The organism is Ignavibacteria bacterium, from assembly GCA_016873775.1.
Lineage (GTDB): Bacteria > Bacteroidota > Ignavibacteria > UBA10030 > F1-140-MAGs086 > JAGXRH01.
Window position 1 is genome coordinate 1 of record VGWC01000071.1, and the last position, 12,201, is coordinate 12,201.

The window sequence follows — 12,201 nt, forward strand, 5'->3', positions numbered from 1 at the left end:
TGTTCAAAAAATTATTAGAAAAAAAATTGTTTTGTTAAGTTTTATTTCAGCAACAAGAATTTTTTCGTTGAAAAGGTTAGTTCTCTTCGTAAGGTATGTTACCCGAGAATAGAATTGAGGAGCGGAGATAGTACTATTTCTTCGTTCGACCATTGGATTCTCAAAGGACCTTGCCATCTTTGTGAAATAAAATAGTCTTCTCCATCGTGTTGCAGTTTTCTGCAACACACAAACGAGTAATGGAGTTGTAAATAAACTGGTTTGAATATAGAATATTCATTTTTTCTATCAAAGAACATCAGATTTTATTTTCCGAAAAAATTTCTCCTTGTTTTTCCAAAACTTTCTTTTCAAGTGCAGTAAATTTTTCTATATTTTGCCCTCAAATTTTTTTCAGACAGAATTGTTTTGCAATCACGACAATCTCTGTTGCAAACTATTGTATTTTATATAGTGGCTTTTCATTTCTTCAACAAAAAGAAACCAACGCAAACATATACGCTTGTTCTGTTTCCTTCCGGGAACGCAGAACAGCAGCGAATTATTTCTTTCAGTTTGTGGAAAACTATTGTTACACTTGCGTTTATTCTCGTCTTCGGATTTTTTTCTATTCTTGCAGTTTTCCTTTGGACTCCTGCGCGCAATCTGATTTCTGTTTCACAACAACAAGAACCACCGTTCAACGATGTCCAGTTATTTCAGAAAAAAATTCTCGACGTGAATACGCAACTTACTGAATTACGCGAATACAATATTCAGTTGCGAAGAATGCTTGGTCAAAAAGTATCGCGTGAAGATTCTCTGTTTCTTGTTGAACAACGCAGCAATCCTGAACGTGAAGAACGTCTACTGCAGAAAATTCAGGAACATTCAATTTCCGACTTCCTTCAAAGCGGTACAACAAAATTTTCAGTAAGCGATGCGGAACATTTCACGCTTGAGTTTCCGTTGCTGATGCCAACGCAAGGTTTTTTTTCACGGCAATTTGAATCGGAACAAGGACATATAGGAATTGATATCGTTGGAAAAAACGGAACTCCCGTCGTGAGTCCTGCAGACGGTTATGTTATGTTTTCTTCGTGGACGTATGATTATGGAAATACCATTATTCTTGCACACAGCAACGGTTTTATTACGGTATATAAACATTTGGAAATATTGTTGCAGTCTCCATTCACCAATGTGCGTCGCGGAAATGTTCTCGCAACGCTTGGAAACACTGGGCGATTAAGCACAGGTTCGCATTTGCATTTTGAAATTTGGAAGAACGGTTTCCCGCTTAATCCGGAACATTTTTTACTTCAAACAAATAGTTAAGAATTGCAATGAAATTTGAAACCGGCAACAAGCAACTCAACATCATCGGGCGCGGAACAACAGTGCAGGGAAAAGTTACGAGCAGTGGTTCGCTTCACGTTGACGGAAATATTGTTGGCGATATTACAGCAACAGATAACGTAGAAATCGGTGTAACGGGACAAGTAAAAGGAAATGTTCAAGGGAAAATGATAAAAATTTCCGGCTCTGTTGATGGAAAAATAGATTCTTCCGATACGCTCACGTTTTTGGAAAAAGCCGTTGTTCGCGGAGATATTCGCGCCGCAAAACTGATCATTGAAGAAGGAGCAAGGTTCAACGGTAACTGCGCGATGAATGAACAAACAATAAAACCCAAAGAATCGTAATGGCGTTATTTGGTGAAGAACATTATTTTCGCGAAGCCGCGCCGTACATAGGATTAGGAATTCAACTTGCGCTCGTTGTCGTTGTTTTTTATTATATCGGAAAATGGTTCGATGGAAAATTCGGAACTGCTCCGTGGATGTCGTTAGCAGGAATAGCAGCGGGAAGTGTTGGCGGATTTATTTCTTTTTACAAAAAAATAAACGCGCTTTCGGAACGCGAAAATAAAAAAATGAAATGAAATGTTCATTTCCCATACAAGTTCTTCTCATCCTTGTTGTTTCCATACTCTTCACGGTATATCCGTTGAACGATTGGACAAACGAACGGGTTTCGTTTGCGGCTCAAATTGGCATATTGATTATGTCGTTGAATGCGATGTTCGGATATTGGACAATACAAAAAGCATATCATAAAAGTAATAATATTTTCCTGAAATACGTTTTCGGTGGAATGTTTATTCGATTACTCGTACTTGCTTTGTTTCTTCTATTGCTGATAAAAGTTTTTCATATTGACATTCTTGCGTTGATAACAATAATGTTTTTATACTACTTCGTTTTTATGATTCTCGAAATCATTTACGTTCAAAAGAAATTAGCAAAATAGTTAAACGTTATCCGTAATGTGTTATTCGTATAAATTCGCTACTATCAACAGATAACAATTAACGATTACAAACAATGTTTCAACATTCAGAACATACAACTGTAATTGCAGATACTTTAAAAACCGCCGCAGAACACGGCGAACAAAAAGAAAATCTGTTCGTTGAACTTTTGCATCACACGCAAAACTCCAACGAACTCGAACTTCCGTTTCTTGGCCACGTGCATTTACCGCATTTCGAACCGTTTCATTTTCTCGGAATGACGTTCGATATGTCAATTTCAAAACACGTTGTGTTTCTTATTCTTTCTGCAATTCTTCTCGTCGTTGCGGGAATAATTGCAGCGCGTTCCAACTCAAAGAAAAAAATTCCAAGCGGCTTCGGAAATTTGATGGAAGTGTTTGTTGTTTTCATTCGCGATGAAATCGCTATTCCGAATATGGGAAAAACAGGAGTGAAATATCTTCCGTATCTCATAACGACATTCTTTTTCATTCTCATTATGAATTTATTCGGAATGATTCCTTACGGAGCAAGCGCAACAGGAAATGTAAACGTAACTGCCGGACTTGCAATTATAGCGTTTTTGATGATTCAATTTGCAGCCATTCGCGCGCAGGGAATCGGACATTATCTCGCGCATTTAACCGGCGGAGTTCACTGGGCGCTTTGGCCGATTATGATTCCGATTGAAATTCTCGGACTTTTTACCAAACCGTTTGCGCTGTGTATTCGTTTGTTTGCGAATATGACCGGTGGACATATTGTTATCGTTGCACTCATCGGTTTAGTTTTTATTTTCAAAAGTTGGTTCATCGCTCCTGTTCCAATTGCATTCGTCCTTGGAATTAATTTTCTCGAACTGTTTGTCGCATTTTTGCAAGCGTATATTTTCGTAATGCTGACTTCACTATTTATGGGACTAGGAATGGTTTCGAACTCATCTGACAAGTCGGAACACGCACACAGCAAGGAACATCATTAACATTTTTTTTCATAAATCATACTTTCATTAACATTTAACTTGGAGAATATTCTCAATGGATACAATTAGCAACTTTGGACTTGGTTATCTCGCCGCAGGAATTGGCGCTGGACTTTCAGTATTTGGCGCTGGATTCGGAATTGGAAAACTCGCTGCTTCCGCAATGGACGCATCGGGAAGACAACCGGAAGCCGCAGGACAAATACGAACATCAATGTTGATTGCCGCCGCACTTATCGAAGGTGCAACATTTTTTGCGCTTGCAATCTGCATTATTCTCGCAACAAAATAAAGTTCGGGAATTGTTAATCGTTATACTTGTTAATCGTTATTGTGCGAATAACAAATGGTTGCGAATTTGCGAATGAAAATCACCTTCGTAAATTCGTAATGTTTCGTTCTTCGCACAGTAAAACGCAAAAGGCGTAACTCAAAACGATAAACTCATAACAGATAACGAATACCTATTTCTCAAACAGAAAACAGTAAACTACAAACTGTAAACTTTTTTATGTTAGAACTCAATCCCGGACTTATCCTCTGGACACTCATTATTTTCGTCGCGCTTGTTTTAATCTTAAAGAAAGTAGCGTGGAAACCAATTCTCGACGCACTGCATAAACGCGAGCACGATATTCACGATGCAATAACAAACGCAGAAAAGGCGCATAAAGAAGCGGAGAAATTACTCGCTGAACATCGCGCACAACTTGCACGCATCAACGAAGAATCGTCAAAATTGCTGAAAGAAGCGCGCGACACTGCAGAGCAATCGAAGAATATGATTCTTCAGCAAGCGAATGTAAGCGCACGACAAATGATTGAGCAAGCAAAAAATGAAATTGAACGCGATAAAGAAGCCGCGCTCCTTTCGTTACGAAAAGAAGTTGCTTCCCTTGCTATTCAAGCCGCAGGAAAAATTCTCGACGAATCTCTCGACGAAGAAAAACATCGAAAACTCGTGGACAATTTTATCACAACGCTTCCCAAAAACTAAACGTTCATGGCATCCAGCAAACGAGCCGCACATCGGTACGCACTCGCGGTACTTGACCTTGCAACAGAATTACAATACGTTGATTCTGTTGCAGACGATTTTGCAATGTTGAATGATGCAATGCAATCTTCACGGGAGTTGAAAAACTTTTTCCGAAGTCCGATTATCAATCGCCAGAAAAAGAAAATGATTGTCAACGAATTATTCCTAAAAAAAGTAAGCAAACCGACAATGAATTTCCTTTCACTGATTGCTGCAAAAGGAAGAGAAGAATTACTCCCGGAAATTGTGGAAGAGTTTATAAAGTTAAACAATGTGCGCCACAATCTCCTGAACATCACCGTAGATTCTGCTGTTGAACTTACGTCTTCGCAGAAAGAACAACTTATTCATCATTGGGAGCGAATAACAAAAAAATCCGTTCGTTTGCAAGCGATCGTTGATAGAGCGTTACAAGGCGGCTTTGTTGTTCGCGTCGGCGATACGGTGTGGGATGCAAGCGTCAAACGACAATTAGAAATGATGTGGGAAAAGTTTACCGGTGAACATTGATTTTAGATTTTATATTGAACATTTTAGATTGAAGGTTGCAATGTTCAATATAAAATGTAAAATTCTCAATCGCATTGATACAATTAGAAAAACAAAGTTTAAACTCAAACTATAAGATAAAACAAATAAACTATGACACAAATTCGACCCGATGAAATTTCTGCAATATTGCGACAACAACTTTCCGGTTTTGAAAAAGAAATAGACACCTACGAAGTCGGAACAGTTCTGTACGTTGGAGATGGAATTGCGCGCGTGTACGGACTTACCAACGTTATGGCAAGCGAACTCGTAGAATTTCCAAACGGCGTATATGGAATGGTTCTCAATCTGGAAGAAGACAATGTTGGTTGCGTTCTTTTCGGCGAAAGCACCCTTGTCCGCGAAGGCGATATAGTCAAACGAACAAAACGACTCGCATCAATGCCCGTTGGTGAGAAAATGCTCGGTCGAGTTATCAATCCATTGGGACAGCCGGTAGATGGATGCGGCGCAATTTCAACCGACAAATTTCTCCCGATTGAACGAAAAGCCCTCGGAGTCATTCAACGACAACCCGTGAAAGAACCGCTTCAAACCGGATTGAAATCCGTTGATGGAATGATTCCCATCGGACGCGGACAACGAGAACTTATTATTGGCGATAGACAAACAGGAAAAACTGCGGTTGCGGTTGATACAATTATCAATCAAAAATTTACTCACACGGAACGTGCGAAAGAACTCGGAATAAAACCCGTGTATTGCATATACGTTGCCATTGGTCAAAAAAATTCTACTGTTGTGCAAGTTGTAACAACACTCGAAAAGAACGGCGCAATGGATTATACAACAGTTATTGCGGCAAATGCAAGCGACCCTTCACCTTTACAATTTATTGCACCGTATTCCGGAGCAACATTAGGAGAATTTTTCCGCGACAATGGAAAACACGCGCTTGTTGTGTACGATGATTTATCGAAACATGCCGCGGCGTATCGTCAAGTATCTCTTCTTCTTCGAAGACCCCCGGGACGTGAAGCATATCCCGGAGATGTTTTTTATCTTCACTCGCGATTATTGGAACGCGCATCGAAACTGAATGATGAACTTGGAGGAGGAAGTTTAACAGCATTGCCCGTTATAGAAACACAAGCAGGCGACGTTTCTGCATACATTCCGACAAATGTTATTTCCATTACCGACGGACAAATTTATCTCGAACCGAATTTGTTCAATGCAGGAGTTCGTCCTGCTATCAACGTAGGAATTTCTGTTTCGCGTGTTGGAGGAAATGCTCAAATCAAAGCGATGAAAAAAGTTGCCGGACGTTTGCGTTTGGAACTTGCACAATATCGCGAACTCGAAGCATTTGCAAAATTCGGTTCCGATTTGGATAAATCAACTCAACAACAACTTCGTCGCGGTTCTCGTCTTGTAGAAATATTAAAACAAGGACAATATGAACCGATGCCGGTGGAAAATCAGATTTCGATAATTTTTGCAGGAACGAACGGCTATCTCGACGAATTTCCTCTCGAACAAGTGAAACGTTTCGAAAAAGAATTTCTGGAAATGATGGAAATAAAACACAAAGATGTTCTCAATGCAATTGCACAAACAAAAGATTTAACCGAAGAGATAACTAAGAAATTGAACACGATTCTCCGCGAGTTTTCTGAAACGTTTAAGACGAAGAAGTAATTTCGTTTTGCAGTTATGGAAGATGAAAAAATTAAAGTTGTTGGAAAAAGAAAAATTGGAAAGAAAGATTTACTCTCTCTTAACAATTTATTCAAACTTGTTATCGTGTTGCGAAAAGATAAGCCATTTATTCCACGAGGAGTCTATAAATTTAAAAGTTTTGAAGAAAGTCAAGAATGGACACTCAAAATGATGACGAGAAAATAGAAGCAAGAACGCCAACAGCCGACGATTTAATTGCATTATGTCGAGAGTTCAATAATCGAAACGCGAAATACGTTGTCGTTGGTGGAATGGCGATGATTCAAATGGGGTATGGAAGAACAACAGAAGACATTGATTTACTCTTGGATTCGTCAGCAGAAAACCAGGAGAAAGTAATTTCAGCATTGCTTACACTTCCAGAAAAAGCAGCAAAGGAAATTCAACCAAATGATTTAAATGAATTCACCGTTATTCGAGTTGCTGATGAATTTGTTGTTGACTTAATGAAATCTGCGTGTGGAATTGAGTACGAAGAAGCAATCAAACATTCTACAATAATAACACTTGAAGGCGTTCCAATTCCGTTTGCAAAACCGGAATTACTATGGCGAATGAAACAAACGATGCGAGAAAAAGATAATCTCGATTTATTTTTTTTGAAAGAACTTTTGCAACAGAATACATAATGGCAACACTCCGCGAAGTACGCCGACGCATTGTTAGCGTCAAAAGCACACAGAAAATTACCAAAGCGATGAAAATGGTAGCTGCCGCAAAAATGCGACGCGCACAGGATGCTATTATCGCTGCGCGCCCATATTCAAAAAAAATGAAAGAGATGCTTCTCCAAGTTTCCTCGCAACAAGCAGAAACTTCGAATCCATTTTTCACCGTTCGTCCAATTGAACGCGCGGCATTTGTTATCGTTTCTGCCGACCGAGGATTATGCGGAGCGTTTAATTCCAATCTAATAAAAACTGCAACGCAACACATTGAAAAAAAATATGGTGCCATTCATAGTGCAGGAAATTTACTTCTATATTGCGTGGGAAAGAAAAGTTTTGATTTCTTTTCAAAAAGAAATTATGAAATTGCAGGAAAACAAATAGGAATGTTCAACAATTTGCAGTTCAGCAATGCGCTTTCGCTTTCTGAAGAACTCACGCAGGGATTTTTATGCGGCGAATTTGATTCGGTTGAAATCATTTACAACGAATTCAAATCCGTCATCTCGCAAAAAACTGTTTTCGAACAATTTCTTCCATTGGTTCCTTTGGATGCAACTTCGGAGCGTTCGCAATCGAATGATAGTTACATTTACGAACCAACGAAAACAAGAATTTTGGACACCCTCATTCCGCAGCATTTGAATTTTCAGATTTGGCGAATCCTCCTTGAATCGAATGCATCGGAACAAGCGGCACGAATGACGGCAATGGAAAACGCAACAAACAACGCAAGCGATCTTATTTCTTCGTTGCAACTTTCATATAATAAAGCGCGTCAAGCCGCAATCACAAAAGAAATTCTGGAAATCGTTGGCGGTGCAGAAGCATTGGCGCAAGCAGGATAATTTTATTGAAATCCTTCAAGAGTTTTTCAAATCTTGAAGGATTTTTTCCTTTTGGGGTGAAGAATCTCGCTTATTTATTTTCAATTATTTTCGTTCGCCATCTTTGATACTTTTCCATTTTCCACTATATTTTCCCCGCATTTTTTAGCAAAACAACTTTTTTTCACTCAACGTACTTTCATTGTAATATGTCAAGGAGAAAATGGTATGAAGATTCAAGTGGAAACGCTCTCAAACGGGATTCACGAATACAAATTTGTTGTTTTGCCCGAAGAAATATTTTCCGATGATTTAACTGTTCCTGCCGATTTATCAATTCAAGAAGTTCCGGACTTTCAACATCCAATTTATGTTGCCGCAACTATCGAAAAAAATACTCGCCACGTTTATCTCAAAGTGTCAATTCATACTATCGGCAAATTTCAATGCGACCGATGTGTTGAATATTTTGAAAACGAAATTGATAATTCGTACGAAGCAGTGTATCGTTACCAATCGCGCGTTCCGTTCCCGTTGCAAACAGGAGAAAATGATGATTTCATTATTCTCGACGAGAACAATCCGATTATTGATTTATCCGAAGACGTTCGCCAAACGTTATTGCTTTCTGTTCCAATGAAATTATTATGCAAGGAATCATGTGCAGGTCTTTGCTCACACTGCGGAACAAATCTCAATGAACAACCGTGCGATTGTATTTCAGAAATTGACGAACGATGGAATTCACTTGTAAGTTTAAAAAGAAATAATTAATTCAAATACCCTATGCCAAATCCTAAACGACGCCATTCGAAAGAACGAGGAAGAAAACGACGAACGCATTACAAAGCAACACCGCCATCAACTGCAGAATGTCCACAATGCCACGAACAGAAACTTCAGCACCGAGCATGCCCAAACTGTGGATTCTATAACGGTCGTGTTGTAACGGTTCCCAAAGAAGCATAAGTTTTACTGAGATTTTTCTTGCAGAGAACGAAGGAAACTTCCTGAAAAAAAATCATTCACAAACTACTATTCGTATAGTGGTTGACGCAATGGGTGGAGATTTTGCGCCTCATAATATTGTAATGGGCGCACTCGCTGCATTGCATGAAACCAATAACAGATTTCACGTAATTCTCGTAGGCAAAGAACGTGAAATTAAGCGCGAACTTCATTCGGCAAAATTAAAAAACGAAAATTTTTCAATCGTCAATGCGGATGAAATTCTCGATATGCACGATTCTCCAACTGCCGTAGTAAAAACAAAAAGGAATTCTTCTATTGCTGTTGGGACATCGCTTCAAAAAGAAGGAAAAGCGGATGCATTTGTAAGTGCAGGAAATACTGGTGCAGTAATGTCTGCGGGAACACTTATTCTCGGAAGAATTCCCGGGGTGAGTCGCCCAACAATCGGAACGTTTTTACCTTCGGAAAAAGGCATGTGTTTGCTTCTTGATGCAGGCGCAAATGTTGATTGTCGCCCGCAACATCTTTTCGAATTTGCAGTAATGGGAAGCATATATACAAACGCGATGTTTGATGATGTCAACCCGACCATTGGGCTTTTAAACATCGGCGAAGAAAGTACCAAAGGAAATGAAGTTACAATTGAAACACATAAATTGCTTTCCAACAGCAATTTGAATTTCATTGGCAATATGGAAGGTCGCGATATTTTAAAAGGAGTTGCGCAGGTTATCGTCTGCGACGGTTTTGTAGGAAATATCATATTAAAATTTGCTGAAAGCATTCCGTCGTTCTTGAAAAGCAGATTCAAAGCGTACGCGCAACAAGGAATGTTCAAAAAAATATTTATCGGAACGATGCGGGGAACATTACGAAAAATTTTTCAATCGCTTGATTATGAAGAATACGGCGGAGTACCTTTGCTAGGTGTCAATGGTGTCGTCATTATCGGACACGGAAAATCTACTGCAAAGGCAATAAAATATATGATACTGAAGGCGGAAGAAACTGTTCAGAAAAAAATCAATGAGAAAATCGCCGCAGCTATCTCGAAAACGCAAAACGAAATAGAAGTAGTAACTGTATGATTCCGGATTGGAGATTACAGTCATTAGTCATTAGAAGATTTACAAATGACTAATTACCAATGACGTTTTGTAATCCGTAATCTCAAATCTGAAATCTTTTTTTTAACTTTTAATTTACATTTTGCATTGAACCTCAACCATCGCCTTCGCGCAACGATAACTGCTGTTGACCATTTCGTTCCGGAAAAAATTCTTTCCAATTTCGATTTGGAAAAAATAGTTGACACAAATAACGAATGGATATTAGAACGAACTGGAATTCGGGAACGCCGAATATTGGAAAAAGGCGCAACTTCCGATTTAGCAATCCCAGCAGCAACCGGAGTGTTGAAGCAGCGCGGCATTTCTGCTGAGGAACTCGATGTTATTATTGTTGCAACCGTTACGCCCGATATGTTTTTCCCTTCCACTGCTTCTCTTATTCAAGATGCTATCGGAGCGAAAAATGCGTGGGGATTCGATATGGAAGCGGCGTGTTCGGGATTTCTTTTTGCTTTGATGACAGGCGTACGATTTATCGAAAGCGGCGCATATAAAAAAATACTTGTTGTCGGTGCAGATAAAATGAGTTCTATTGTTGATTACAAGGATAGAAATACGTGTATTTTATTTGGAGATGCAGGTGCGGCAGTTCTTCTTGAACCTTCTGAAAACTCGAATGAAGGAATTTTCGATTCTATCTTGCGACTCGACGGAAGCGGAAAAGAATTTCTATATATGAAAGGTGGCGGAAGTTTGAATCCTTCTTCGCACGAAACAATAGATAACGGAATGCATTATTTATATCAAGATGGAAAAGCGGTTTTCAAGGTTGCGGTGAAAGGAATGGCGGATGTTTCGGCAGAAATTTTGGAGAAAAATAATTTGACGGGAAACGATGTTGATTGGCTAGTTCCTCACCAGGCGAACTTGCGAATCATTGATGCGTGCGCTAACAGAATGGGGCTTGATGCTTCGAAAGTGATGATAAACATTGACCGTTATGGCAATACCACTGGTGCGACAATTCCGATGTGTCTTTCCGAGTGGTATAAAAGCGGCAAGTTGAAGAAAGGACACACGGTTGTTCTTTCTGCTTTTGGTGCGGGATATTCGTGGGGCGCAATTTTGTTGAAGTGGGGAATATAGAATTTTAGATTTTAGAATTACGATTTTCTGATTGAGTAAGCTCGCTTTCATATTTCCCGGACAAGGTTCGCAATATGTCGGGATGGGAAAAGATTTATGCGAAACATTTCCTCTTGCGAAAGAAATGTTTCAACGCGCGGATGAAATTCTCGGTTACTCGCTTTCAAAAATATGTTTTGAAGGACCGGAAGAAGAACTGAAACAAACGCGCAATACACAACCGGCAATTTTTTTACACAGTGTTGTTGCGACAAAATTATTAAATGGAATTTCTGCTTCACAAACTGCTGGACATTCGGTTGGAGAATATGCGGCAGTAGTTTTTTCCGGCGCGTTGAGTTTTGAAGATGGATTGAAACTTGTTCGCTTGCGTGGTGAATTGATGCAGCAAGCCGGAGAACAAAATAAAGGAACGATGGCAGCGATTGTTGGACTTGAATCAAATGTGGTCGAACAAGTTTGCAGCGACGCCAGTGATGTTGGAATTGTGCAATGCGCGAATTTTAATTCTCCCGGCCAAATTGTAATTTCGGGAAATGTTGACTCGGTAAAAAAAGCGATGGCGCTTGCAAAAGAACGCGGCGCAAAACTCGTGAAGGAACTTGTCGTGAGTGGCGCGTTTCATTCACCGTTGATGCAACCGGCAAAAGATGGTTTGAAAAACGCATTGACGAATACAACATTTTCCGATGCGACAATTCCCGTATATGCAAACGTTACGGCAAAACCGGTTACAAACAGAAATGAAATTCGTTTGCTTCTTGAACAACAGATTATTTCTCCCGTTCGTTGGGAAGAATCGGTGAACGCTATGATTCACGATGGAGCAAATGAATTTCTCGAAATCGGTCCGGGAAAAGTTTTGCAAGGATTAGTAAAACGAACCAATGGAAATGTCAACGTTGATGGCGTTGATAAAGTCGAAGATGTTGTGAGGGTGAACGAAAAGAAATGAGCCGTTTCAAT

17 protein-coding genes are annotated in these 12,201 nt (G+C 39.5%); all 17 read left to right on the forward strand.

The window, feature by feature from the left end:
* Nucleotides 1-408 precede the first annotated feature (408 nt).
* The 17 genes from FJ218_09140 to fabD all read left to right on the forward strand — a co-directional run bounded on the left by FJ218_09140 (nucleotide 409) and on the right by fabD (nucleotide 12,190).
* Nucleotides 409-1,317 carry a M23 family metallopeptidase gene (locus FJ218_09140; protein ID MBM4167062.1) on the forward strand — a complete coding sequence of 303 codons (909 nt, stop codon included), beginning with the start codon at nucleotides 409-411 and terminating at the stop codon, nucleotides 1,315-1,317.
* Between the two features lie 8 nt (nucleotides 1,318-1,325).
* The gene (locus FJ218_09145; GenBank protein MBM4167063.1) at nucleotides 1,326-1,685 is read left to right on the forward strand and encodes a polymer-forming cytoskeletal protein; all 360 of its coding nucleotides are present in this window, start codon (nucleotides 1,326-1,328) and stop codon (nucleotides 1,683-1,685) included.
* Entirely contained in the window at nucleotides 1,685-1,924 is a 240-nt protein-coding gene (locus FJ218_09150; protein ID MBM4167064.1) for an AtpZ/AtpI family protein, read from the forward strand. Before FJ218_09145 ends, FJ218_09150 begins: the two co-directional genes overlap by 1 nt.
* Nucleotides 1,921-2,292: a hypothetical protein gene (locus FJ218_09155; GenBank protein MBM4167065.1), complete on the forward strand. Its 372-nt coding sequence runs from the start codon at nucleotides 1,921-1,923 to the stop codon at nucleotides 2,290-2,292. Before FJ218_09150 ends, FJ218_09155 begins: the two co-directional genes overlap by 4 nt.
* A gap of 74 nt (nucleotides 2,293-2,366) precedes the next feature.
* Nucleotides 2,367-3,278 carry a F0F1 ATP synthase subunit A gene (gene atpB, locus FJ218_09160; GenBank protein ID MBM4167066.1) on the forward strand — a complete coding sequence of 304 codons (912 nt, stop codon included), beginning with the start codon at nucleotides 2,367-2,369 and terminating at the stop codon, nucleotides 3,276-3,278.
* A 64-nt stretch (nucleotides 3,279-3,342) separates the two neighbouring features.
* Nucleotides 3,343-3,570 (forward strand): ATP synthase F0 subunit C, encoded by a 228-nt coding sequence (locus FJ218_09165; protein MBM4167067.1) that lies wholly within the window; start codon nucleotides 3,343-3,345, stop codon nucleotides 3,568-3,570.
* 219 nt (nucleotides 3,571-3,789) lie between these two features.
* Complete coding sequence (atpF, locus tag FJ218_09170; protein MBM4167068.1) at nucleotides 3,790-4,275, forward strand: F0F1 ATP synthase subunit B; 486 nt, start codon at nucleotides 3,790-3,792, stop codon at nucleotides 4,273-4,275.
* Nucleotides 4,276-4,281: 6 nt separating this feature from the next.
* Nucleotides 4,282-4,827, forward strand: coding sequence for an ATP synthase F1 subunit delta (atpH, locus tag FJ218_09175; GenBank protein ID MBM4167069.1), 546 nt, complete (start codon nucleotides 4,282-4,284; stop codon nucleotides 4,825-4,827).
* A gap of 132 nt (nucleotides 4,828-4,959) precedes the next feature.
* Complete coding sequence (locus FJ218_09180; GenBank protein ID MBM4167070.1) at nucleotides 4,960-6,510, forward strand: F0F1 ATP synthase subunit alpha; 1,551 nt, start codon at nucleotides 4,960-4,962, stop codon at nucleotides 6,508-6,510.
* Between the two features lie 15 nt (nucleotides 6,511-6,525).
* A complete protein-coding gene (locus FJ218_09185; protein MBM4167071.1) occupies nucleotides 6,526-6,717 on the forward strand; it encodes a hypothetical protein in 192 nt (63 codons plus the stop codon).
* On the forward strand, nucleotides 6,687-7,181 hold the full coding sequence (locus FJ218_09190) for a hypothetical protein (protein MBM4167072.1): 495 nt from the start codon (nucleotides 6,687-6,689) through the stop codon (nucleotides 7,179-7,181). Before FJ218_09185 ends, FJ218_09190 begins: the two co-directional genes overlap by 31 nt.
* Entirely contained in the window at nucleotides 7,181-8,068 is an 888-nt protein-coding gene (gene atpG / locus FJ218_09195; GenBank protein MBM4167073.1) for an ATP synthase F1 subunit gamma, read from the forward strand. Before FJ218_09190 ends, atpG begins: the two co-directional genes overlap by 1 nt.
* Nucleotides 8,069-8,275: 207 nt before the next feature.
* Nucleotides 8,276-8,821, forward strand: coding sequence for a DUF177 domain-containing protein (locus FJ218_09200; protein MBM4167074.1), 546 nt, complete (start codon nucleotides 8,276-8,278; stop codon nucleotides 8,819-8,821).
* Between the two features lie 12 nt (nucleotides 8,822-8,833).
* The gene (locus FJ218_09205; protein ID MBM4167075.1) at nucleotides 8,834-9,016 is read left to right on the forward strand and encodes a 50S ribosomal protein L32; all 183 of its coding nucleotides are present in this window, start codon (nucleotides 8,834-8,836) and stop codon (nucleotides 9,014-9,016) included.
* 89 nt (nucleotides 9,017-9,105) lie between these two features.
* Entirely contained in the window at nucleotides 9,106-10,107 is a 1,002-nt protein-coding gene (gene plsX, locus FJ218_09210; GenBank protein MBM4167076.1) for a phosphate acyltransferase PlsX, read from the forward strand.
* Nucleotides 10,108-10,233: 126 nt separating this feature from the next.
* Nucleotides 10,234-11,235, forward strand: coding sequence for a ketoacyl-ACP synthase III (locus FJ218_09215; GenBank protein MBM4167077.1), 1,002 nt, complete (start codon nucleotides 10,234-10,236; stop codon nucleotides 11,233-11,235).
* Between the two features lie 31 nt (nucleotides 11,236-11,266).
* Nucleotides 11,267-12,190, forward strand: a complete 924-nt coding sequence (gene fabD / locus FJ218_09220) for an ACP S-malonyltransferase (GenBank protein ID MBM4167078.1) — start codon at nucleotides 11,267-11,269, stop codon at nucleotides 12,188-12,190.
* Nucleotides 12,191-12,201: the final 11 nt, after the last annotated feature.